Source organism: Streptococcus sp. KHUD_018 (assembly GCF_054861215.1).
The window spans coordinates 1,870,439-1,895,375 of sequence record NZ_CM142176.1; the positions used below are offsets into that span (position 1 = coordinate 1,870,439).

22 protein-coding genes and 2 pseudogenes are annotated in these 24,937 nt (G+C 42.8%); 1 reads left to right on the plus strand and 23 read right to left on the minus strand.

What is annotated here, in order from left to right:
• Positions 1–30: 30 nt before the first annotated feature.
• From ACVBD2_RS09420 to glmS, 12 genes and pseudogenes are all read right to left on the minus strand, one after another.
• Positions 31–1,884, minus strand: a complete 1,854-nt coding sequence (locus tag ACVBD2_RS09420) for a proline--tRNA ligase (RefSeq protein WP_143989951.1) — start codon at positions 1,882–1,884, stop codon at positions 31–33.
• Between the two features lie 16 nt (positions 1,885–1,900).
• Positions 1,901–3,157 (minus strand): RIP metalloprotease RseP, encoded by a 1,257-nt coding sequence (rseP, locus tag ACVBD2_RS09425; RefSeq protein WP_143989952.1) that lies wholly within the window; start codon positions 3,155–3,157, stop codon positions 1,901–1,903.
• Between the two features lie 15 nt (positions 3,158–3,172).
• Positions 3,173–3,976, minus strand: a complete 804-nt coding sequence (locus ACVBD2_RS09430) for a phosphatidate cytidylyltransferase (RefSeq protein WP_143989953.1) — start codon at positions 3,974–3,976, stop codon at positions 3,173–3,175.
• A gap of 8 nt (positions 3,977–3,984) precedes the next feature.
• Entirely contained in the window at positions 3,985–4,743 is a 759-nt protein-coding gene (locus ACVBD2_RS09435) for an isoprenyl transferase (protein WP_125415460.1), read from the minus strand.
• Between the two features lie 415 nt (positions 4,744–5,158).
• Positions 5,159–5,923 (minus strand): amino acid ABC transporter ATP-binding protein, encoded by a 765-nt coding sequence (locus ACVBD2_RS09440; protein ID WP_461685681.1) that lies wholly within the window; start codon positions 5,921–5,923, stop codon positions 5,159–5,161.
• A gap of 9 nt (positions 5,924–5,932) precedes the next feature.
• Positions 5,933–6,655: pseudogene (locus tag ACVBD2_RS09445) on the minus strand (amino acid ABC transporter permease).
• A gap of 3 nt (positions 6,656–6,658) precedes the next feature.
• Positions 6,659–7,351, minus strand: a complete 693-nt coding sequence (locus ACVBD2_RS09450) for an amino acid ABC transporter permease (protein WP_461685682.1) — start codon at positions 7,349–7,351, stop codon at positions 6,659–6,661.
• Between the two features lie 32 nt (positions 7,352–7,383).
• The gene (locus tag ACVBD2_RS09455; RefSeq protein ID WP_057488795.1) at positions 7,384–8,262 is read right to left on the minus strand and encodes a transporter substrate-binding domain-containing protein; all 879 of its coding nucleotides are present in this window, start codon (positions 8,260–8,262) and stop codon (positions 7,384–7,386) included.
• Positions 8,263–8,273: 11 nt separating this feature from the next.
• Positions 8,274–9,272 carry a uroporphyrinogen decarboxylase family protein gene (locus ACVBD2_RS09460; RefSeq protein WP_461685683.1) on the minus strand — a complete coding sequence of 333 codons (999 nt, stop codon included), beginning with the start codon at positions 9,270–9,272 and terminating at the stop codon, positions 8,274–8,276.
• A 2-nt stretch (positions 9,273–9,274) separates the two neighbouring features.
• Positions 9,275–9,478, minus strand: a complete 204-nt coding sequence (locus ACVBD2_RS09465) for a hypothetical protein (protein ID WP_461685684.1) — start codon at positions 9,476–9,478, stop codon at positions 9,275–9,277.
• An 11-nt stretch (positions 9,479–9,489) separates the two neighbouring features.
• Positions 9,490–10,494, minus strand: a complete 1,005-nt coding sequence (locus tag ACVBD2_RS09470; RefSeq protein WP_461685685.1) for a uroporphyrinogen decarboxylase family protein — start codon at positions 10,492–10,494, stop codon at positions 9,490–9,492.
• 228 nt (positions 10,495–10,722) lie between these two features.
• Complete coding sequence (gene glmS, locus ACVBD2_RS09475) at positions 10,723–12,531, minus strand: glutamine--fructose-6-phosphate transaminase (isomerizing) (protein ID WP_461685686.1); 1,809 nt, start codon at positions 12,529–12,531, stop codon at positions 10,723–10,725.
• 215 nt (positions 12,532–12,746) lie between these two features.
• Here glmS and ACVBD2_RS09480 point away from each other — a divergent pair, with 215 nt between their 5' ends.
• Positions 12,747–13,160: an EamA family transporter gene (locus tag ACVBD2_RS09480; protein ID WP_000264215.1), complete on the plus strand. Its 414-nt coding sequence runs from the start codon at positions 12,747–12,749 to the stop codon at positions 13,158–13,160.
• A gap of 263 nt (positions 13,161–13,423) precedes the next feature.
• Here the strand turns inward: ACVBD2_RS09480 and ACVBD2_RS09485 are convergent, their stop codons facing one another.
• The 11 genes and pseudogenes from ACVBD2_RS09485 to ACVBD2_RS09535 form a co-directional block, all read right to left on the minus strand.
• Positions 13,424–14,428, minus strand: a complete 1,005-nt coding sequence (locus ACVBD2_RS09485; protein ID WP_461685687.1) for a sugar transferase — start codon at positions 14,426–14,428, stop codon at positions 13,424–13,426.
• 334 nt (positions 14,429–14,762) lie between these two features.
• Positions 14,763–15,334, minus strand: a pseudogene (locus ACVBD2_RS09490) (nucleotidyltransferase family protein).
• Positions 15,315–16,313 (minus strand): Holliday junction branch migration DNA helicase RuvB, encoded by a 999-nt coding sequence (gene ruvB, locus ACVBD2_RS09495; protein ID WP_084939994.1) that lies wholly within the window; start codon positions 16,311–16,313, stop codon positions 15,315–15,317. The pseudogene ACVBD2_RS09490 and the gene ruvB overlap by 20 nt, the downstream one beginning before the upstream one ends.
• A 491-nt stretch (positions 16,314–16,804) precedes the next feature.
• A complete protein-coding gene (locus ACVBD2_RS09500; RefSeq protein WP_461685688.1) occupies positions 16,805–17,221 on the minus strand; it encodes a GNAT family N-acetyltransferase in 417 nt (138 codons plus the stop codon).
• An 11-nt stretch (positions 17,222–17,232) separates the two neighbouring features.
• On the minus strand, positions 17,233–17,928 hold the full coding sequence (locus ACVBD2_RS09505) for a GNAT family N-acetyltransferase (RefSeq protein WP_461685689.1): 696 nt from the start codon (positions 17,926–17,928) through the stop codon (positions 17,233–17,235).
• 195 nt (positions 17,929–18,123) lie between these two features.
• Positions 18,124–20,625, minus strand: coding sequence for a leucine--tRNA ligase (gene leuS, locus ACVBD2_RS09510; protein WP_461685690.1), 2,502 nt, complete (start codon positions 20,623–20,625; stop codon positions 18,124–18,126).
• Positions 20,626–20,783: 158 nt separating this feature from the next.
• The gene (locus ACVBD2_RS09515; RefSeq protein ID WP_071851660.1) at positions 20,784–21,479 is read right to left on the minus strand and encodes a histidine phosphatase family protein; all 696 of its coding nucleotides are present in this window, start codon (positions 21,477–21,479) and stop codon (positions 20,784–20,786) included.
• Positions 21,480–21,715: 236 nt separating this feature from the next.
• Positions 21,716–23,053 carry a PFL family protein gene (locus ACVBD2_RS09520; protein WP_461685691.1) on the minus strand — a complete coding sequence of 446 codons (1,338 nt, stop codon included), beginning with the start codon at positions 23,051–23,053 and terminating at the stop codon, positions 21,716–21,718.
• A 9-nt stretch (positions 23,054–23,062) separates the two neighbouring features.
• Positions 23,063–23,329, minus strand: a complete 267-nt coding sequence (locus tag ACVBD2_RS09525; protein WP_461685692.1) for an ACT domain-containing protein — start codon at positions 23,327–23,329, stop codon at positions 23,063–23,065.
• 263 nt (positions 23,330–23,592) lie between these two features.
• A complete protein-coding gene (gene rplQ / locus ACVBD2_RS09530; protein ID WP_000331493.1) occupies positions 23,593–23,979 on the minus strand; it encodes a 50S ribosomal protein L17 in 387 nt (128 codons plus the stop codon).
• A gap of 11 nt (positions 23,980–23,990) precedes the next feature.
• Positions 23,991–24,926: a DNA-directed RNA polymerase subunit alpha gene (locus ACVBD2_RS09535; RefSeq protein ID WP_461685693.1), complete on the minus strand. Its 936-nt coding sequence runs from the start codon at positions 24,924–24,926 to the stop codon at positions 23,991–23,993.
• Positions 24,927–24,937: the final 11 nt, after the last annotated feature.

Below are 24,937 nucleotides of genomic sequence, written 5' to 3' on the forward strand. Positions count from 1 at the left end.
TTTGCCTTGTTTTTCTTCTGATTATAGTTTTTATTTCTTGCCGAGGATTTCAAGGGTTTCGAGCAAGTTGTCTGCATGAACTTCGATCGTGTCACCAGTCGCTTTGATTTTAACTTCTACAATACCGTCAGCTGCTTTCTTCCCAACAGTGATACGGATTGGCAACCCAATCAAGTCGCTATCGCTAAACTTCACTCCGACACGTTCGTTACGGTCATCTGTCAATACTTCGTAACCAGCTCCCATCAAGTTGGATTCCAATTTTTCTGTTAAGGCTTGCGCTTCTTCATCTTTAACATTGACAGTAATCAAATGCACATCAAATGGCGCCAATTCTTTAGGGAAGTTGATTCCCCAAGCGTAACGGTATTCACCTTTTGGCGTTTTGTTGACAAAGAGGCGAGCGTGTTGTTCCATAACTGCTGAGAGAAGACGGCTAACACCGATACCGTAACATCCCATGATGATTGGAACAGCACGACCATTCTCGTCCAAAACATCTGCGCCCATACTTGCTGAATAACGAGTTCCGAGTTTGAAAATATGACCGATCTCAATACCACGGGCAAAGTTAAGAACACCTTGTCCGTCTGGTGAAATTTCACCCTCACGAACTTCGCGAATATCCACGTATTCTGCAGTAAAGTCGCGACCTGGATTCACACCTGTCAAGTGGTAGCCATCTTCGTTAGCCCCAACAACAGCATTGCGAACATCTTGTACCTTACGGTCAGCAATGATTTTGACATTTTCTGGCAAACCAACTGGACCAAGAGAACCAAAGCCAGCTTGAACAACAGTTGCCACTTCTTCTTCGCTTGCAACATCAAAGAAATCTGCACCCAAGTGGTTTTTCAACTTGACTTCATTAAGTTGGTCATTTCCAACTAGAAGGGCTGCAACAAGCTCACCATCTGCCATGTAGAAGAGTGTTTTAATCGTTTGTTCTTCTGGCACGTTGAGAAAGGCTGCCACTTCATCGATGGATTTAACACCTGGAGTTTCCACTCGAGTCACTTCTTCTTCCGCAACGACACGGTTGCTTGGTTTGTACTCGTTTGTTGCCATTTCTAAGTTAGCTGCATAGCTAGACTCACTTGAGTAGGCAATGGTGTCTTCACCAGAAACCATCCATTTGAGCAATTCGGCCTTGATTTCTTCTTGCACTTCTGCAGGAATTTCATCAAATGAGGCAACTGACTTGTCCAAGACAACCCAGCGGTCAAGGTCTGTACGAGCAGGAGTGATGGCCATAAATTCTTGGCTATCCTTACCACCCATGGCACCACCGTCACCGATGATAGCCTTGAAATCCAAACCACTACGAGTGAAAATTCGTTCGTAGGCCGCCTTGTACTCGTCATAAGTCACATCCAAACTATCGTAATTAGCATGGAAACTATAGCCGTCTTTCATAATAAATTCACGCGTACGGAGAAGTCCGTTACGTGGACGTTTTTCATCACGGTATTTCGGTTGGATTTGGTAAAGGTTGAGTGGCAATTGCTTGTAAGATTTCACAGAGTCACGAACAATAGCTGTAAAAGTCTCTTCGTGTGTCGGACCTAGGATAAAGTCCGACTTTTCACGGTTTTTCAGTTTATAAAGGTCTTCACCATAGGTTTCATAACGACCTGATTCACGCCAAAGATCGGCACTGAGAAGGGCAGGAGCCAACATCTCCACCGCACCAATCTTATCAAACTCTTGGCGCATGATGTTCTTAGCCTTTTCAATCACACGGTTAGCAAGTGGTAGGTAAGAATAAACACCGGCAGAAACTTGACGAACATAACCAGCACGCAACATAAGGGCATGGCTGATAACTTGAGCATCACTTGGCATTTCGCGAAGCGTTGGGATTAGCATTTTACTTTGTTTCATAATATTCCTCGATTATCTAAAAGAAGAGTCGCATAATGTCATTCCAGGTCACAGCTAGCATCAAGGCAACCATGATAACTACACCAGCCATGGTGACATAGGTTTCAATTTCTTGTTTAAGGGGTTTCCGGCGGATAGCCTCTAGGATATTGAGCACAATCTTTCCACCATCCAAAGCTGGGATAGGGATCAAGTTAAAAATCCCGATATTGATGGAAATCATAGCTAGGAAGTAAAGGACATTCTCAATTCCATTTTTAGCAGCATCGCTACTTGCCTTAAAAATAGCAACGGGACCACCGAGTTTGTTCAAATCTGGATGGAAAATCAAGTTTTTCAGAGCCGAAAGGATACGGAGCCCTGAGTCAGCAGCGGTTGTAAATCCACCAACAAACATGGATAGGAGGTCTGACTTGACTTCCGGTTGAACCCCAAGAATGTAACGTCCTTGATTTTCTTCTGGAGTCACAGTAACTTGTTTTTCGCTACCATTTTCAGAAATGGTCACATCCAAGGTCGGGGCTGTCTTGTCCTTGGTATCTGCTTCCACAGCCTGGGTCAAGTCTTGCCAATTCTTAACCTCATGCGAGCCGACCTTGGTAATTTGGGCGGTCTCAGCTACGCCTACCTTAGCCAAAGCTCCCTCTGGCATGACATGAAAGAGATTAGTTTGAGTGTCTCTAACACCACCCTGCAAAAAGATCAAGATCCAAAAAACAACAACACCTAAGATAAAGTTATTCATAGGACCTGCAAAGTTGGTGATGAGCTTGCCCCAGATAGAAGCATTTTGGTACTGTACATCCAGAGGAGCGATGCGTACTTCGGTACCATCTGCCTCAACAACTGTTGCATCGTGATCCACAGCAAAGGTCTTTTCTTCTTCCAAGACCAAACCCTTGATAAAGAGCTTATCTTCAAAGTCAAACTGGGTTACCTGCATAGGAAGAGCCGTTTGATCCAGTTTCTTCCCTGAGAGGTTGATCCGTTTGACCTTACCATCATCAGTAAGTGTTAAACTGACTGGGGTTCCTGTCTTGATTTCTGTCGCATCATCGCCCCAACCAGCCATACGAACATACCCTCCTAAAGGAAGGATCCGAATGGTATAAGCAGTGCCATCCTTACCAATATGGGCAAAAATCTTGGGACCCATACCAATAGCAAATTCACGAACTAAAATGCCTGATTTCTTGGCAAAATAAAAATGTCCAAACTCATGCACCACCACGATAATCCCAAAAACGAGGATAAAGGTTAGCAATCCAATCATTCAATATTCCTTTCTTTAGAACAGGCCAAACAAGTGCATGATAGGAAAGACAACTAGCATACTGTCAAAACGATCCAACACACCACCATGCCCCGGGATAAATTTTCCTGAATCCTTGACACCGAAATGGCGTTTCATGGCACTCTCAATCAAGTCACCAAACTGACCTGCCACACTGAAGAAGGCAGCAAAGAGACTCATTCTATAAATCCCATAAGGAAGAGCAACTGTGCTGTCCACTAACATGAAGATTACCGTTATCAGTACCGCACCTAGAATACCACCGACAAAGCCCTCAATACTCTTATTAGGAGAAACTCTCGGCGCCAATTTATGTTTACCAAAATTCATCCCTGTCAGGTAGGCAGCACTATCTGTCGCCCAAACGATAAAAAGGGCCAAAAGTACCTTGTCAAAACCTGCCACCCGAGCATCTAGTAAGGCATTGAAGCCAAAACCAACATAAAAACTCACAGCAATTGGAAATGCGGCATCTTCAATCGTATAGTTTTTACTGAAAACGGTCGTCCCCAGCATAATTGTAATCAAAACACTGTAGGCAACCACATTCCCATCAACTGGTAGGAATGTCAGATAGTTTTCTAAAGGAATTGTGAGGGCAAAGGTCGCAAAGAGAGTCAAAGTCCCCTCAATGGTCATGGTATTTAGCCCTTTCATCTGCAAGAGTTCATGAACAGCCAGCATGGCTAACAAGCCAATCCCTATCTGCAACAAGAGTCCTCCCACAAACAAGACTGGAAGGAAAATAGCCAGGGCCAATACCGCAAACAATGTTCTCTTTTGTAAATCCTTGGTCATATCTTCTCCTAAACTCCTCCAAAACGGCGATTGCGACGATTATAGGCCGTAATAGCCTCCTTCAAAGATGCTTCATCAAAATCAGGCCACAAGGTATCCGTAAAATAAAGCTCGCTATAGGCTGCTTGCCATGGCAAAAAATTACTCAAACGCAACTCGCCACTCGTGCGGATAATCAAGTCCGGATCTCGCAAATCCTTTGGCAGGTGTTGCGTGAAAAGATAGTCCCCAATCATATCTTCTGTGATATCACCAGGGTTGATTTTAGCATCTAAAACATCTTGAGCCAACCCCTTAAGAGCCTGCGTAATTTCAGCACGACCACCATAATTGAGCGCAAAATTGAGAATCAAGCCCGTATTGTTCTGGGTCAACTCCTCTGCTTTTTTCAAAGCTTCAAAAGTAGGCTTAGGCAAACGGTCTGTCTCCCCAATCATCTGAATCTTAACGTTATTTGCGTGCAATTCAGGGACGTAGTTGTCATAAAACTCAACGGGCAAGTTCATGATAAACTTGACTTCTTGATCTGGACGCGTCCAATTTTCCGTTGAAAAGGCATAAACCGTGATGACCTTAACTCCCATCTTGTTAGCTGCCTTGGTTACCTTTTGGAGGGCTTCCATCCCTGCCTTATGACCAAAAACACGTGGTTGCATCCGTTTTTTTGCCCAACGACCATTCCCATCCATGATGATGCCAATATGAGCAGGAACCTGTGTTGGAACCTCGACTTCTACAGCTTTATCTTTCTTAAAAAATCCAAACATGTTCTTATTCCTATTCAAAAATCTATCGTTTCATTATACCATATTTCCCTATTTTCTTCTATTGCTAAGTTATTAGCTCTCCACACAGACAAAAAATAAGCCGCCTGATTGGGCGACTTAATTTTATAGGGAGATTATTATGAAAAAGTTTTAGGAGTTTAAGTTAAGTTCCTCTTAACTTATGAGCTTAGTATACACCTCCTAGCTTAAATTTTTCTTAAGTTTTTTGAGAAATGAAAAATCTAAAATAAGATTGCCCACTTGAGTGTACGAAAAGTAGCTCAAATCATCTCAAATAGCCAATCTAAGTCTAAAACCTAGCTTTTTCTGAAAGTCATTTCAAGCTGGCACCTTTTTCCATAGTTTATAGATTGGAACTTTGCTTCATAAATTACTTTCATAATACACTTATCTATCAAATCATATATTCTACACTATAGGTGGCATCTGATAAGATACGAGCCAGAAACTGCTTGGTTCGTTCTTCCTGCGGACGGCTAAAGAAATCGTGGGGATTGTTCTCCTCTACGATACGGCCTCCGTCCATAAAAATAACGTGATTAGCGACATCTCTAGCAAATCCCATCTCATGTGTGACGACCACCATAGTCACACCTTCTCCCGCCAACTGTTTCAGAACATCCAAAACATCTCTAACCAACTCAGGGTCTAGTGCAGATGTTGGTTCATCGAGTAAAATCACCTCGGGCTTGACGGCAATGGCACGCGCAATTCCTATTCGTTGTTGTTGCCCTCCAGATAGCTGGGAAGGGTAGTAGTCTTTATAGGACAGTAAACCAACTTTTTCCAAGGCAGATTCTGCACGTTTGAGCGCTTCTTCCTTGGGAACTTTACGAGCCACGATTAGGCCTTCTAGAATATTTTCCAGGGCTGTTTTATTTGCAAAGAGATTGTAGTGTTGGAAAACAAAGGCTGTTTTTTGGCGAATTTCTAGAATGTCTTTCTTGCTTAATTTGGCTAAGTCATAGGTCTTTCCTGCCAAGGTTAAATGGCCACTGTCAGCTTTTTCTAAGTGGTTGAGACAACGGAGAAAGGTCGTTTTCCCCGAACCTGATGGTCCTAAAATAACGACGACATCCCCTTGATTGACCTGGAGATTGACATCCTCCAGAACCTGCCTCTCTCCAAATGTTTTTGCGATATGTTCTACTTGTAACATCCTGTCCTCCTATACAAAACGCGCGCTAGATGCTTTTGCTCTCTTTTCTTTTTTCACATAGCCTTTCTCCAGTAGATAGAAGCCCCACTGAATCAAACCACAGATCAAAATATACTGCAAAAAGATCACAAAATAAGACTCAAAATACTGGTAACCGTAGGACGCTTCCACACGAGCAATAGCAGTGATATCCTTGATAGTCATAACAAAGACCAGGGAGGTCCCTTTGACGATATTGATCACCAGATTGGCCAAGTTAGGCAAGGCTGAGCGCAAGGCTTGAGGAAAAACAATCCTTAGATAGGCCTGGGTCGTAGTCAGCCCAATCGCATGCGCTGCCTCTAGTTGTCCCTTGTCCACCGTCAAGATAGCTGAACGCAAAATCTCCGACAAACTCCCGACCGTCATCAAACTATAAATGATAAAAGCATAATAGAGAGGATCGAGCTTGAAAATATCAAAGTCGCTTCATATGCTTTTGAGAAATTGATTCAGCAGGCTTGGAAACAAACTATAAAAGAAGAGAATCAATAAAATCGGAGGAGTCGCTCGGATAAACGCCAGATAGACCAGAGAAAAACTCCTCACCCCTCGAACCTTGTAGATCTGCCCCAAGGCTAAAAATAGAGCTGGTAAAAAACTTAAGACCATAGCCACAATCATGATAATCAAGGTGATTGGCACACCCTTCAAGGTCTCCAGAAAGGTCTTTACAATATAGTCTATATCCATTTCTTACCTCCCTTTTGTTTCCAAAGACTTCTCAAGCATACGACTCAGGCTAGAAATAACCAAGGCAATCCCCCAATAAAGAAGTGCAACTGCCGTATAGGTTTCCAGAGAGTAGTTCCCTAAATTGCGACTGATCAAGAGATTGCCTGCCCCCATAACATCAACGAAACCAATCGTATAGGCCAAGGCAGCATCCCGCATAAGATTGAGAATAGCAGTTGTTATATTGGGAAGAGCAACTTGAAAAGCTTGGGGAAAAATGATTCTCCAAAAAGTCTGACTTGGAGTCAAACCAATACTAAGCCCAGCCTCTGTCTGTCCCTTTGGAATAGCTTGATAGCTCGCCTTGAAAACCTCGGCAACAATAGCGGCAAACAAGAGAATCATCGTCAGGAGAACAAAAATAGTTTTAGACCAGTTGTTGATATCCAAACCAAGCCACCATTTCAGAAATTCTGGCAAGCCATAAAAGACTAGAAAAAGCAAGACAATCGGCGGTGTACAACGTAGGGTAAAGATATAGCCTTTGGAAATCGCTGCAAAACTCTTGTCTTCTCCTACTTGTGCCCAGGCCAAGAGACCTCCAAAAAGGGAACCAAGAAGAGTGGTAAAAAAGAGAATGGACAAGGTCATAGGAAGTGCCTGCCATAAGGTTGGCAAAAACTGAAAGACCTTGGAAAAATCATAAGAAACCATGCAAAACCCTTTCTAGTCTTGGAATTTCTGGTCTAGTCTTTGTCTACATAACTAAAGACATCTTCTTTAAAGTATTGCTGAGATAGCTTAGCAAGCGTGCCATCTTCTTTCAACTCTTTGATTGCTTTTTCGTATTCTTTAGCGAATTGCTCACCCTTTTCATCACGGTGAATCAAGGGATAAGTTGGAATACCCTTGTATGGGAACCAGCTGAGTTTATCCGCATATTGGTGGTAAGGGCCATCTTCTGCGGTAACTGCTTTTTCAAAGGACAGTTTGATATCAAAGAAGGCGTCATAACGTCCTTCTAAGACCCAGGCATAGGCATCTGCCACTTTAAAGGATTCAGCTGCTGTTAGCTCAATCGGTGCATCCTGATGTTTTTCATTGTAGCTGGTGATGACATTCCATTGAGCATTCTGTGGAGAGATGGGAACCAATTTCCCTTTATTCTTAGCAAAGTCATCAATGGTTTTGTATTTCTGTTCATCTTCTTTTCTGACAGTAAATCCGATGATGCTCGCTCCCACTGGTTCAGATGGAATGACAAACTTTTTAGCTCGTTCATCTGTGTACCAAGCTCCCTTGGTTCCGATGTCATACTTGCCTGATTCCAGACCAATCAAGAGGTCATCATCACTGGTACCTGTATATTCAAATTGATAGTTTGCCAACTTCTCATCAACAGCCTTCAAAACAGCTACTTCATAACCATCTGATTCCCCTTTTTCATTGACAAAGTCATAAGGTACATAGTTTTGTGTATGGGCAACCTTCAAAGTTATGACTTCAGCAGACGAAGCCGTTTCTCCCTCCTTGGCTGGAACGCCAGCTAAACTTCTCCCGATAATCGTTGCCCCAATTACTGCAACAACTGCTACACCACCGATAATCCATGCTTTTTTACTCATCTTTTTCTCCTTTAGTTTTCAAGCGCTTCTCTCACCCACTGGATACGTTCAACTGCGATATCACTTGGAATGGTACAATCTGCTCCAAGTACCAAGCCCTGTTTCCCAGCTTCTGCAACTAGTTTCTTTGCTTCTGCCTGAATGGCATCCTTGCTACCAGTATACAGTAAGCCTGTCTTGCCATTTTCGAATCCTCCAAGAACCGTACGTCCCTTGAAAATCTCACGACCTTCCTTGAGAGTGATTCCCTCTGGTCCTACAGCCCAGTTAAAGACTTGGGCTGGATAGTCTGCAAAAAGGTGAATATCATTTCGCGCCCCCTCGTAGCCACAGATATGAAGAACAGTGACGCCACCAACAGCACTAGCCGCTTCCAGAACCGTTATCTCGCTAGGGGCAATGACGGCTTGATACTCTGCTGCCGACACTCGTTGATCTTGGATACTCTGCACGCTGAGGTAGATTCCATCAGCACCAGCCTCTTCGATAACAGCTCGGCTGAGACTCGCAATATCCTCTGCAATCACATCCAACACCTTCTTCAGAGCTTCAGGATCTTCCACCAGAAAGTCTGCAATGAGGTCATCTCCACCAGACACTTCCCCAAGCAACCACTTGAGATAGGTCACAGGAGCAAAAATATTGTAAATCGCAACAATATCTTCTGTAAACTCTTGCTTGATTTTCTTAACCAAGTCCACCTGCTCTTTTATCCAAGCGTAATCTGGTCCGAGTGGTTGAATGGCTGCCAATTCTTGAAGTGATTTTCCTTTGGCAATCGCTGGATTTGGATAAGCAAAGTACCCATCACTCATGAGTTTGATAAAGTCCGGCTGAACTTCTCGGATAAAGCGCTTATGTCCCTCGATATTCTTCTCGATAATGACTGGATTTGAGAAACCGTGTAGCCATTCGTCTTCGGATGTGAAATGGTGCCAAAAGCCAACTGGCACACGTTCAACCTTTTCACCTCTAAATGCTTTTAAAACCCATTCTTTTTTTTCTGACATTCTTATTCTCCATTTCTTACTTTTTCAACTAATAAACTGCTTGCGATATCATTCGAGCGTAGAAAGAGGAGACTGGACTTGGAAAAATCCTGAACTCCACGACATCTCTCTCCATTTTTGCAGTGCCCATTTTTTACGACACTTATGGTGACCAAGGCCAGCAAACCGACAACTGCAATGAAGATGCCCCATCTTTTACTTTTCATAGCTCCTCCTTTTAGAGAACCGCTGCCTGCCGAATCCAGTCCAACCTCTCTAAGTCAAAGTCATCTGGAACAGTACAGTCAGCTCCCAGAAGAACGCCTTTACTACCAGCTTCAGCTAGCAACCGTCTTGTTTCATTTTGCAATTCCGCCTTGGAACCTTGATAAAGCAAGCTTTTCTTGCCATTTTCAAATCCACCTAAAACGGCCTTGCCTGGAAACAACTCCTGACCCTGTGTCAAACTAACATCCTCATGGTGAGTAGCCCAGTTGACCACTTGCGCTGGATAATCCTTAAATATCGTCACATCATTGCTCGCACCTTCAAAACCACAGATATGGAGGATATTGGTCCCACCAACCTGATTGGCAGCCTCCAAAATCGCTATATTGCTCGGTTCGATATAGGTTTGGTAGAGTGCTGGTGTGATGCGCTCATCTTGAATTTCCTGGGTGCTGAGGTAAATCCCGTCAACACCGCCTTGCTGGATGATTTTCTGAGTTATGATAGCAATATCTCCTGCAATCACATCTAGAATCGCTCTAAATTGCTCAGGATTTTCAAGCAATAGATCAGCCACTTCCCTATCTCCTCGAGATGTTTCTGTGCGGAACCAGCGCTTGAGGTAGGAGATAGGGGAAAAGATATTGTAGAAAGAAACAATCTCTTCGGTAAAGGTCTCTCGAATCGCTTGTACCACTTCCACCTGTTGCTGAATCCATGGGTGTTCCTCACCAATCGACTCAATAGAAGTCAGCTCCTGAATGCTTGCAATCTTAGGATTATAGACATTACTTGGATAAAGGAAAAAACCGTCACTCATAATTTTGACAAAATCAGGGCGAATCCTTTCCACATAGTTACGATGCCCGTCAACACTTTTTTGAAAGATACGTGGATTATTTAATCCCTGCCCCTTTTCTTCGAGTGTTACAAAATGAAACCAAAATCCCACAGGAACTCTTTCCACTTCATCGCCTCGAATCGCTCTAAAAACTAGATCTCTTTTACTTGCCATACCTCTCTCCTTCCATTTGGATTGAAACCATCTTACCACTCCTTTTCCCCTTTTCCCAATATATATTGACTATTGACTTGATTGGGAATTTTTATATCTATAAAGAAAAACACCTTAGAAATCCCTTTAAATCAGGTTTTCTAAGGTGTTTATACTCATTGTTTTCAAATGATGTTCTCTACGATATGAAATTTTTATAAGCTTGATAAGAATTATTTATACTCAGTCTTATTCCACAGTTACTGACTTAGCAAGGTTACGTGGTTTGTCCACATCAAGGCCACGGTGGAGTGTTGCAAAGTAAGCGACTAGCTGTGTTGGTACGACCATTGAGATTGGTGAGAGGTAAGGATGTACGGTCGTAAGGACGATGTCGTCTGTGTCTTTAGCAACATTTTCTTCTGCGATGGTAAGAACCTTGGCACCACGGGCTGCGACCTCTTGGATATTTCCACGAGTGTGGTTGGCAAGGACTGGATCTGACAAGAGGGCCAAGACAGGTGTCCCCTCTTCAATCAAGGCAATGGTTCCGTGCTTGAGTTCTCCTGCCGCAAAGCCTTCACACTGGATGTAAGAAATCTCTTTGAGTTTGAGACTTGCTTCCATGGCTACGTAGTAATCTTGACCACGTCCGATGTAAAAGGCATTGCGAGTTGTTTCAAGAAGGTCACGAACCTTGGCATCAATGGTTTCTTTTTCTGAAAGGGTTGATTCGATAGACTGAGCTACGATAGACAACTCACGAATCAGATCAAAGGCTTGTGCTTTAGCATTGCCATTTGCTTCACCGACTGCTTTTGCAAGGAAGGCAAGGGCTGCAATTTGCGCTGTATAAGCCTTAGTTGATGCCACGGCGATTTCAGGACCCGCGTGAAGGAGCATGGTATGGTTGGCTTCACGTGAAAGAGTTGAACCGGGTACGTTTGTCACTGTCAAGCTTGGGATGCCCATTTCATTGGCCTTGACCAAAACCTGACGGCTGTCAGCTGTTTCACCAGACTGGCTGATAAAGATGAAGAGTGGTTTCTTGCTGAGAAGTGGCATACCGTAACCCCACTCAGATGAGATTCCAAGTTCCACTGGTGTATCTGTCAATTCTTCCAACATCTTCTTAGAAGCAAATCCTGCATGGTAAGAAGTTCCAGCCGCAAGGATGTAGATGCGGTCAGCGTCTTGAACAGCCTTGATGATAGCTGGATCAACCACTACTTGACCCGCCTCATCTGTGTAGGCTTGGATGAGTTTACGCATAACTGTTGGTTGCTCGTCAATTTCCTTGAGCATGTAGTAAGGATAAGTTCCCTTACCGATATCAGACAAGTCAAGCTCGGCAGTATAGCTAGCACGCTCACGGCTGTTGCCATCATAGTCTTGAACTTCAACGCTATCAGCCTTGACGATTACCAACTCTTGGTCATGAATTTCCATGTATTGGTTGGTCTCACGAATCATGGCCATAGCATCTGAGCAGACCATGTTATAGCCTTCTCCAAGACCAATCAAAAGTGGAGATTTGTTCTTAGCGACATAGATGACATCTGGATTTTCAGAGTCAATCAAGGCAAAGGCATATGAACCACGGATGATGTGAAGAGCTTTTTTGAAGGCTTCAAGAACTGAAAGACCATCTTCTTCTGCAAATTTCCCAATCAAGTGCACAGCGATTTCCGTATCTGTTTGCCCCTTAAAGTGGTGACCTGCAAGGTATTCTTCCTTGATTTCAAGGTAATTTTCAATCACCCCATTGTGCACCAAGACAAAACGTCCTGTCTCAGAGCGGTGTGGGTGAGCATTGTCCTCAGTTGGTTTCCCGTGAGTCGCCCAACGCGTATGACCGATACCAGTTGTTCCCTCAACACCAGCTGTCTTAGCAGACAATTCAGCGATACGGCCAACAGCCTTGACTAGATGATTTTCAGCACCACCTAGAACAAAAATCCCCGCAGAATCATAGCCACGGTATTCAAGCTTTTCAAGCCCTTGAATCAAAATATCAGTTGCATTTGTGTTTCCAACAACACCGACAATTCCACACATAGTATATACGACACAGACCAGCTGTGCTTTCTCCTTAAATTGGTATAGTCTGATTTTCCTTTTACAGAACCAGCAAAGACAGTATATACTTGTTTTTCTCACTTGTCAAGCATAAAAATTGGTATAGCTTTTTAAAATGCCATCAGAGCAAGATTTCACTTGAGAACTGACAAGTAGGATTCGATTACTTATAATAGAGAGAGGAGGTAGTTACCATGTGGTTTTTCTTCGCACTTTTATCTGCTGTCTTTGCAGCCTTAACTTCTATTTTAGCCAAAATTGGGATTGAGGGAGTTCCGTCCAATCTAGCAACAGCCATTCGTACGGTCGTCGTCATCCTTATGGCTTGGGCCATGGTTTTCTTGACCAATAGTCAGACTGAGATTGTCAACATCAGTAGAAAAAGTTGGCTCTTTCTCATCCTGTCTGGTTTGGCAACAGGCGCCTCCTGGCTCTGCTACTACAAGGCCTTGCAGATGGGCAATGCGACTGAGGTATCTGCTGTCGATAAATTCAGTCTCGTCATTACACTCGTTTTAGCCTTTTTCTTTCTACAGGATGTCCTGACATTTAAAACAATCATTGGCTGTATACTGATTACGATTGGGACCTTGGTGATGATTTTGTAATCCTCTCCCCCTCCATATATGACCTCCCCAAAAAAAGTTAGACAGCTTTTGGGGTATTTTGTTATGTCTAAATTTATAAGTAGAGGAAATCAGCTTCAAGCGTCTAGCAAAAAGGAGAGAACCAAATTGGTTCCCTCCAAGATGTGGTTTTTCATCACCCCACTACACAGTTGACAAAAAACTAATTATCCCAAGTGGCTAACTTCGACTTGAAATTTTGCCTTTCTAAATCTGAATGTGGTAAACCGATGACCGACTTTTGACTAATCTAAGAGCATCATAGAATCAATAAACAATTTCTTTGTGAAATAACCATTTTTAATTAAGTAAGCTGTATATTTTGCTCTTGTGACCATTTGATCATACTCTTCTGCCGTACATTCCTGAACCACGTGGCTAGCTTCTTCCAAACTGGACACGACAAAGCCCAATCCTTTCTCACGGATATAGTCCACATTAGAAAGATAGTCTGGCACAACCACAGGAATACCCGCGGCCAGATAAGTTGTCAACTTATAAGAAACATTTTCTTTGTAGTAATCACGCTCTTCCGCAGGATTTTCGGAATTTCCCCATACTAGGCCAAAACCTCCTCCTTTAGACAACTCCAACAATAATTCCTGCTGAGTTCGCCACCCCTCAAGATGGACTTTGGAATAATCTACTCCCTCTGCTCTCGTAGCATAAACATGAAGGGGGGTACTGTGTTTCCAATCAACAATATGTGGAAAACGAGATGGGTCTCCTGAGAAGATTAATTTTTTCTCAAACTTTGGAGTATAGAGTTCCAAACCATGGGGAAGATCCCAGAGTGTTTGAACAACGTAGTTCTTGACGGTTAATCCCTCTGAAACGAGTTTCTGGTACATTTGTTCGGATGGTACTACCACCACATCACACTTGTTATACATGTCAATGTGGGCCTTCATAAGATAATAATTGCTCTCAAACATTAGTGGCTGAACATCATGGATAAACATCACCATTTTTACATGAGAAAGCTTTAACTTTTCTATCAAGTGATTGTCCCATTCAACACTATTCCATGAAGGAGATTGGAAAAAAACGACATCTCCATAAGATACCCCCGCGACAATTCCATCCATTCGCGAGTTCAGTTCTTCCCACGGTTCATGGCTTGCATCATAAAAATATATCCCCAGTTCGTTAACTCCAAAGTCTCGAACAATTTTCATGACATTGTTCTGCGCCATCAAGGCCACACTCGTTGATGCTTGCCCAAATAAATTTGTGAAATGTACTTTCATTGTTTTCTAAGTCCTCGTCTCAGTAATTTCTCTAAACATTGTATCATAATTTACGACTTTTCAAAAGCGTTTACATGCCAATTTTCAAGCTCAAGTTAGTTACTTGGGATAATTTCCCCAGGAGTCTTGTCTTCCAAGAACAATAAGGATAGCCTTAATAGATGTTTTTCTCACTCAATCTCACAAATTCGGTATCTTTGTTAGCTATGATAGATTGAATGAGTTGTTCCTGTTGACTATATAATTTTTTGCACCTTTAGATTTCTCTGTTTATCTTGTGATGACTACAAGCTCACATATAGAATTCTTATGTAATCAAGTCACTAACTTCTTTTCAGAGATTCGAGAAAGTGAGATCTTTCCATTTTTCTTGCCAATTTTTCTTGGACAAGCGTTCTTGATAGAGCTTTATCCGGCTTCATTTTCTAAGAAATGAGGAGTTGGAGAAACTTGAAAGTTCAAAATATCCTCTAAACCATAGGGGGCAAAGAGCTCTAAAGTGGAATCTTCATTCAAGCGTAGGCCTACCGCTGTACATCGTTCTGGATACTTACTCATAGCATCACGAGAACCCGTGTAAGGCGCTGTGTGGGGACTGTGCAGATGCATATAGACTTGATTTTTCAACTCCCACTGATACTGGGGGAAATCCTCTCTCAGCTTGCTCTCTAGGGATACTGTTTCCTCATAAGAAACCTCTGGATCAAAGAAAATCACATCCACATCCGTTTCATGATCAAAAGGGGATTTGTCTGACAAGAGATTCCAAATAAAATTTCTGACGGAACCTGCTACTAACCAAGAGTCTTTCAGACCAAGGTTACGGATGATGGTTAAGATTTTCATCAAATCTGGGTTTTCTCTGAACGCATCTAGAATTTCTTGTTCATTTTTCATTGTATTCATAGCCTAAATGCTCATATGCCTTAGCAGTCGCCACCCGCCCAGAACGAGTTCGCATGATGAAACCTTTCTGAATCAGGTAAGGTTCGTACATATCTTCAACCGTCTCACGCTCCTCAGCAATATTAACAGAAAGAGTTCCTAAACCGACAGGACCACCTCCGTACATCTCAATCATGGTACGAAGGATTTTCTGATCCACATAGTCCAAGCCTTCATGGTCAACATCTAGCATGGTTAATGCCTTATCGGTAATCACATCATCGATAACCCCATTCCCCATAATCTGGGCAAAGTCGCGCACGCGCTTAAGGAGACGATTGGCAATACGAGGGGTTCCTCGACTACGTAAGGCCAACTCTGAAGCTGCCTCATGAGTGATTTCCATCTCAAAAATATCTGCTGTCCGCTCAACAATTTCCGTCAAATCAGCGTGGGCATAGTATTCCATATGACCAGTAATTCCAAAACGGGCACGAAGAGGATTTGAAAGCATTCCTGCTCGTGTCGTCGCGCCGATTAAGGTGAATGGTGGCAAATCCAAATGGACACTGCGACTGCCCTCACCAGCCCCAATCATGATGTCGATGTAAAAGTCCTCCATAGCACTATAAAGCACTTCTTCCACCGACATGGGCAGGCGATGAATCTCATCAATAAAAAGGACGTCTCCAGGCTCCAAATCATTCAAAATCGCTACCAAGTCACCCGCTTTTTCAATGACAGGACCAGACGTTTGCTTGAGATTGACACCTAATTCGTTAGCAATGACAAAGGCCATGGTCGTTTTCCCCAAACCTGGAGGCCCAAATAAGAGCACATGGTCCAGCGCTTCATCCCGCATTTTAGCAGCTTCGATAAAGATTTGCAGCTGGTCCTTGACCTTGTCCTGCCCAATATATTCACGTAAATACTGAGGACGGAGGGTACGTTCTACCAACTCCTCATCCCCCATGATTTCATTATCTAAAATTCTACTCATGCCTCTATTATATCAAAAATAAAAGCCACAAACAAAAAAGCCACCTGATTGGGTGGCCTCTTTAGGGAGATTATTATGAAAAAGAAAGGATTAGGATTTCATTAAATAAAATTAGGAGGTCTTTATCTAATGACTATATGATACACGAGGAGACTTAAAATTCCCTTAACTTTTTTCTGATTTATCATTTTTTTTTAGAAAAATTTTTTCCAAATGAAATTTCCTTTCTCAAGTCACAAAAAAACCACCTGATTGGGTGACTTCTTTAGGAGATTATGATGAAAAAGAAAAGTTTGGGATTTCATTAAATAAAGGGTACTCAATGAAAATCGAAATCAGACTAGGCAGATAGACGCAAGCATAACTATAGTTAGCTAAGTCGACTCTAACGAAGGTTGATGAGATTTTCGAAGAGTATTAGGAGATCTTTATTTAATGACTATATAATACACGAGGAGACTTAAACTTTACTTAAGAAAAAACACAATTTTTTATTTTTTTCGATCGCCCCAAATCATTCCTGTACAATCATAAGTAGATAAGGTTTTAAATCCCAGAGAACGATAGAATCCCAAGGTTTTTTCTGTCTGTTCGGTCACCAGTTGGACTTGATAGGCATCTTTGTAATCACCTAAAGCCTCTTTCATCAAGGTACTGCCAATCCCTTGGCGCTGATAGCTAGGCAAAACGATCAAATCCTGGACAAAAATCAATGAAAAACCATCTCCGACCAAACGGACCAAGCCCACCACGGCATCGCCATCAAGTGCTAGATAAATTGCTAATGAGTTAGATAAGGCCTTCTCCAACATCTGAGGTTGATGTGTATAATTTGTCCAACCGACAGCCTGATAGAGATGCAAAACATCATTTATATTTACTAATTCTTGCTTTCTAACGGTAATCATGTCAGCACCTCTTAGATTTCTCTCAAACTCTTGAACTGCCGTCCATTTTTATCAAAATTTTCAGGAGCCAGCCATGCTTCCAAACGAACTTTAACTTGAGGCCAGTCCTTATCAATCATAGACAGCCAATCCGTATCACGTGTACGTCCCTTATAAACGACTGCCTGACGGAATGTTCCTTCATAAACAAAGCCTAAACGCTCCGCGGCTCGTCTTGATGGGATATTTAGAGAATCACATTTCCACTCATAGCGACGATAGTTAAGCTCCTCAAAAACATAGCGAGCTAGGAGATATTGACCCTCTGTCCCTATTCGTGTTCCCCTTAGCTCTGGAGAAAAGATAACAGTCCCAACTTCAACTACACGATTATTTTGGTCGATGCGCATAAGCGAAAAGGTTCCCAAGACCTTACCTGTCTCCCTATCCAAGATAGCATAGAAAAAACGGTCCTTACGAGCCAACATCTGATTTAAGATAGTAACCAGTTCCTCCATATCTGCCACTGGTTCCTGAAAGAGGTAGGTCCACATCTCCCGAGGAGTATCTGGGCCATAAACAGCTAATAAATCCTCCGCATGCTTTTCCACCGAAAGAGCCTCTATCCGAGCGTAGCGCCCTTCTAAGAAATCAATGAAAGGCAATTCACCTGGTGTATAACTTTCCATTGGCTCACCAATCATCTGACCATATTCATTTACTGGCATCGTTTTTCTCCTTGATTCACTTTTCAAACATTATAATTGCACATAGTATATCATACTTTCATGAAAAAATTCAAAAAATCCTCCAGATTCTACTCTGAAGGATTCCTATCTTATTTCACAACGATATTAACCAATTTAGTTGGTTTCAATGGTCCAGTGGACTATTGAAGGTGGCAGATAGGGCTAATAAACTCGTTATTTAACGACGATATTAACCAATTTATTAGGTACTGCAATCACCTTCACGATTTCCTTGCCATCAATCTCCGCTTTGACTTTTTCGTCAGCGAGAGCAATTTCTTGCAATTCTTCACGTGACAGGTCTTTAGCGACCATGAGTTTGGCACGAACTTTACCTTTGATTTGGACGACGATTTCGATTTCGTCTTCAACCAATTTGCTTTCGTCCCATGTTGGCCAAGCTACGTAAGAGATGGACTCACCTGTTGCAGCAACTGTTTGCCAGAGCTCTTCTGCCAAGTGAGGCGCAAATGGGGCAATCAATTGGATGAAGCCTTTGGCATAGTTTACATAAAGCTTGTCTTCCTTGTTAGCAGCATTGACAAAGACCATAAGTTGGGCAATAGCTGTGTTGAATTTGAGAGACTCGATCTGCTCTGTTACCGACTTGACGGTCTCATTATAGACTTTGTCAAGAGCTCCGCTATTTTCAGCAACGATTTCTTTGGTTGTGATCAAACGATAAACACGGTCGAGGAACTTACGGCTTCCTTCCAGACCTTCTTCTGACCAAGCGATGGAAGCGTCAAGTGGCCCCATGAACATTTCATAAACACGAAGGGTATCGGCACCATATTGTTCCACCACATCGTCTGGGTTAACAACGTTCTTGAGGGATTTAGACATCTTGGCTGGTGCTTGCTCCAACTCTTCTCCTGTTTCCACATGGAAGAAAGAACCGTCACGTTTTTCAACCTTATCAGTCGCCACAAGAGCTCCACGGTGGTCACGGTAGCTTGTTCCCAAAATCATTCCTTGGTTAAAGAGTTTTTGGAATGGTTCTTTAGTTGGAACAACACCGATATCATAGAGGAATTTATGCCAAAAACGAGCGTAAAGCAAGTGAAGTACAGCGTGCTCTGCACCACCCACGTAGATATCTACTGGTAACCATTGTTTGAGGAGGTCCTCATCAGCCAATTTCTCAGTATTGTGTGGATCGATATAGCGGAGGTAGTACCAGCTTGAACCAGCCCATTGTGGCATGGTGTTGGTTTCACGACGACCTTTGACACCATCTTCACGCGTCACTTCAAGCCAGTCGGTCAAGTTAGCCAATGGGCTTTCCCCTGTACCTGAAGGGCGGATGTCCTTGGTTACTGGCAGAACAAGTGGCAATTCACTTTCAGGAACAGCTGTTGAAGTCCCATCTTCCCAATGAATGATTGGAATTGGCTCACCCCAGTAACGTTGACGGCTAAAGAGCCAGTCGCGGAGACGGTAGGTAACCTTCTCTTGTCCACAACCTTTTTCTTCCAGCCAAGCCACAATCTTAGCAATAGCATCTTCTTTGTTAAGGCCATCTAGAAAGTCTGAATTGACATGAAGACCGTCTTCTGTGTAGGCAGCTTCTGCTACATTTCCACCTTCTAGCACTTCTACGATTGGAAGGTCAAATTGTTTGGCAAATTCCCAGTCACGTTGGTCGTGGGCTGGAACAGCCATTACCGCACCTGTTCCATAGCTAGCAAGAACATAGTCCGCAATCCAGATTGGAATTTCCTTGCCATTGACAGGGTTGATAGCATAAGCACCCGTCCAAACACCAGTTTTTTCCTTGGCAAGGTCGGTACGAGCCAAGTCAGACTTGAGACTAGCTTGGTGTTTGTAGTCAGCTACTGCCTCAGCTTGCTCTGGACTTGTGATAGCATCTACCAAGTCATGCTCAGGAGCCAAGACTGTGAAGGTTGCACCGAAAAGAGTATCAGGACGAGTGGTAAAGACGGTAAATTCCTTGTCAGTCCCTTTCACTTTAAAGGTGACATTGGCACCAGTTGATTTCCCAATCCAGTTGCGTTGCATATCCTTGATAGATTCTGGCCAATCCAACTCATCCAAGTCATTAAGCAAGCGCTCTGCATAGGCCGTGATTTTGAGCATCCATTGGCGCATCGGTTTGCGGACAACGGGATAGCCCCCACGTTCAGAAGTTCCGTCAGGAAGGACTTCTTCGTTAGCAATGGCTGTTCCTAGTTCCTCAACCCAGTTTACTGGTACTTCAGCTTCATAGGCCAAGCCTTTTTCATAAAGCTTGGTGAAGAGCCACTGCGTCCACTTGTAGTAGTTTGGATCTGTTGTGTTGACTTCACGGTCCCAGTCGTAAGAGAAGCCAAGCGCATTGATTTGGCGTTTGAAGTTGGCAATATTTTCCGCTGTAAATTCTGCCGGGTCATTCCCCGTATCCATAGCGTATTGCTCTGCAGGCAAACCAAAAGCATCCCATCCCATTGGGTGAAGGACATTGTAGCCTTGCGCACGTTTGTAACGGCTGAGGATATCGGTTGCAGTATAACCTTCTGGGTGTCCTACGTGCAATCCAGCTCCTGAAGGATATGGGAACATGTCGAGAGCATAAAACTTCGGTTTTGATGCATCTGTTCCTGTCTTAAATGTATGATGTTCTGCCCAGTAGCCCTGCCACTTAGGCTCTATTTCTTTATGATTGTAAAAACTCATGGTCTCTCTCCAATTTTATGATGTTACTATTATACCATTTTTGGGGGAATTTGAAAGACGAGAAATGTTCTTTTAGACTGGGATAACAAGAAATACTGGGTCGCAAATCCAACTTATTTAACAGGAAAAAAAAGTTAGCTCCTAATCGGAGCTAACTTCTATTGATTATTTGTCTCTTCCATCTTCTCACGTCCGAGCTCTCGATAACTACGGTCACCAACAACCTCAACGCTAAACCGCCCGTTCTCATATTCAAGGATCGTTACGCTACCATTATCGAGACCATGCGGATGCATGCCATTGATCAGATAAACAATGGTACCAATGGTCATTCCATGGCTTACGACGAGAGCATTTCCCCCACCTTGTTCTTCCATTTCTTTGGCAATCGCTTCAAAGCCTTCCTTGATTCGACCACTGAGTTTTTCCCAACCTTCAGCCCAGCCTGCTGTATCAACCTCTACCAAACCTTCTGCTAGTTCTGCATAGGACAACTGATGAACATGGTCTACATTGAAAATTCTCGGAATCAATCCCATAAAGAGGTCCCCATCATAGGCCCCATCAAAACTACCAAAGCACCACTCACGGATTCGCTTGTCCATGCGGTAAGGGATTTTCCCCTGCAAGCCAAGTTCTTCTAGGATAATTCCCATAGTTTGAATAGTGCGACCTGAATCGCTGGAATAAGCGCGGTCAAACTGCAAGCCAGACTCTCTCAAGCCAATTCCCAGTTCATGGATTCCCAACTCACCTTCTGCAGTCAGAGGTGTATCACTCCATCCTTGAGCACGTCCAATGGTGTTAAACATCGTTTTCCCATGACGGACCAAGTACAATCTTACTTTAGACATTTTCTATCCTCCATTTTCTTCTATTATATCATGGATCAAAGAAATATTTGGCTTTCAAAAGCAAAGCCAACATTTGTAAATTATCCAAAAGAAAAGCTACCCTCATGGTAGCTTCCCTAGGAGATTATTATGAAAAAGTTTAGGATTTCTATTAAATAAAGTTAGAAGGTCTTTATTTAATGATTATAGTATACACAGTCATCCTTAAACTCAACTTAAATCCTCTCGCTTTTTTATTAATTTTTAAAACTATGGATTGGAGCTGGAATTTGCCCACCGCGAGAGATGAAATCAACAGACGAAGCCCCATTGACTTTCATAACTGGAGCTGTTCCTAGCAAACCACCAAACTCAATCATATCGCCTTCTTTGCCCTTTGGAATGATACGGACGGCCGTTGTCTTCATGTTAATGACACCAATTGCCGCCTCATCTGCAATCATAGCCGCAATGGTTTCAGCAGGCGTATCTTCTGGAATGGCAATCATATCCAGTCCAACTGAACAGATAGCCGTCATGGCTTCTAGTTTCTCTAAATTCAGAGAACCATCTTGCACCGCAGCAATCATTCCCTCATCTTCAGAAACGGGGATAAAAGCACCTGACAAGCCACCGACTTGGTTACAAGCCATGACTCCGCCCTTCTTAACTTGGTCATTCAAAAGAGCGAGGGCAGCCGTTGTCCCATGCGTACCAACTGTTTCTAGGCCCATTTCCTCAAGGACACGAGCCACAGAATCACCAACTGCAGGAGTAGGTGCCAAGCTTAGGTCGACAATTCCAAAGTCAACACCAAGGCGTTCACTCGCCATTTGTCCAACCAGCTGACCGATACGAGTAATCTTGAATGCTGTTTTCTTGACTGTTTCCGCTACTACATCAAAGCTCTCTCCACGAACCTTTTCCAAGGCACGCTTGACCACACCAGGACCCGAAACCCCGACATTGATGATAACATCTGCTTCGCCAACACCGTGGAAAGCCCCTGCCATAAAAGGATTGTCCTCAACAGCATTAGCAAATACGACCAACTTGGCCGCACCCATATCTGATAGGTTCGCTGTCTCCTTGATGATACGTCCCATATCTGCAACCGCAGTCATGTTGATACCTGACTTGGTTGAGCCAATATTGACAGACGAACAGACCTTGTCTGTCTCAGCTAGAGCACGGGGGATAGAATTGATGAGTATCTCATCACCTTTTTGATAACCCTTTTGTACCAAGGCAGAGAATCCACCAATAAAATCAACACCGATCTCCTTGGCAGCCTTGTCAAGAGCCTTTGCCAAAACAACATAGTCCGTCGCATCAGTCGCTGCACCAATTAAAGAAATCGGAGTCACCGATACCCGTTTATTAACAATAGGAATCCCAAGTTCTGCAGCAATTTCATCTCCTACAGCCACTAGATTTGCAGCTTTAGTGGTGATTTTTTGGTAAATCTTTTCAGCAGCACGTTCGATGTCAGGATCAATACAGTCCAAAAGGGAAATCCCCATGGTGATGGTTCTGATATCGAAGTTCTGCTCCTCGATCATGGCAATGGTTTCCGTAACTTGTCTAATATCCATGATAACCTCCTAGATATTGTACATAGCATCAAAAATCGCTGCACTTTGGATATTGATTTTCACATTCAAGGTCTGACCGAAAGTTTCAAACTCATTTCTCAGAGTTGTAAAATCCTGCTTTTCGTCACTAGATACGACTGCCATCATGGTAAAAAACTCATCCAGTACTGTTTGAGAAATATCGTCAATATTCAAACCCAACTCTGCAATCTTAGTAGACACGCCTGCAACGATCCCAGCCTTGTCCTTACCAACCACTGTAATAATAGCCTTCATTCTTATACCCCATTTCTACGATTATTAGAAAACCTGAACGTTTTTGATTTTCTTTTTTCCTAGTATAGCATATTTCCGAAAAAAATACTAAAAAACGCCTGCTTACGAAGTTGTTCTTAAGAAAAAAACAATTTCGTAAACAAGCGTCTACCCTATCAAATGATGATGAGTGTTCCCGCTAAGACCGAAGTCCCAGCGGTAGACCAGAGCTAGACTAAGAGCACAAGACTCCATCATCATAACACTCAACAAAATTGATGATTTTATACTAATTCGATGATCGCCATTGGCGCAGCATCACCACGACGTGGTTCAGTTTTAAGGATACGAGTGTATCCACCGTTACGTTCAGCATAACGAGGTGCAATTTCTGAGAACAATTTTTGAAGTGCTGTAGTAGAAGTGTACTTATCAGTTGCTTCATCATAGTTTTCAGATGCGATTTCATTACGTACGAAAGCAGCTGCTTGACGACGTGCATGCAAATCACCACGTTTACCTAGAGTAATCATTTTTTCAACAGTTTTACGGATTTCTTTAGCACGAGCTTCAGTTGTCACGATTGATTCGTTGATCAAAAGGTCAGTTGTCAAATCGCGAAGCATTGCTTTACGTTGTGAGCTAGTGCGTCCTAGTTTACGGTAAGCCATGTATTCCTCCTTTATTTATCTTTTAATCCAAGACCCAAATCAATGAGTTTGAGTTTCACTTCTTCCAAACTCTTGCGTCCAAGATTTCGTACTTTCATCATCTCTGCTTCAGATTTTTCTGTCAAATCATGCACAGTGTTGATACCGGCACGTTTCAAACAGTTGTATGAACGCACAGACAAGTCCAGTTCCTCAATCGTACGATCCAAAATACGATCGTCAGATTCAGTATCAGCTTCTTTCATCACTTCAGTTGACTTAGCAATCTCAGTAAGATTTGTAAACAAATCAAGATGTTCTGTCAAGATACGTGCTGAAAGCCCTAAAGCATCTTCTGGAATAATTGTTCCATTAGTCAAGATTTCAAGGGTTAATTTGTCAAATCCATCATTGCTACCTACACGAGCAGGCTCTACTTGATAGTTGACTTTTGTAACTGGTGTATAAATAGAATCTACAGCAAGTGTTCCAACTGGTGCATTATCTTTTTTGTTTTCATCAGCAGGTACATATCCACGACCACTGTTAACAGTCATTGTCGCTTTTAGAGAAGAACCTTCACCGATTGTAAAGAGATAATGATTTGGATTTACAATCTCAATATCACTGTCAGTCAAAATGTCTCCAGCTGTAATTTCAGCAGGACCTTCAACGTCAAGTTCAATGATTTTTTCGTCTTCAACGTATGATTTCACTGCAATCCCTTTAATGTTCAGAATGATTTGCATCACGTCTTCACGAACACCTGGAACTGTGTCAAACTCATGCAAGACACCTTCAATGTTGATAGATGTCACTGCTGCTCCTGGTAGAGAAGCTAGTAGTACACGACGAAGAGAGTTACCAAGAGTTGTACCGTAGCCACGTTCAAGTGGTTCGATTACAAACTTGCCATAATCTTTATTTTCATCAATTTTTGTTATATTTGGTTTTTCAAACTCAATCATTTAGTTACTCC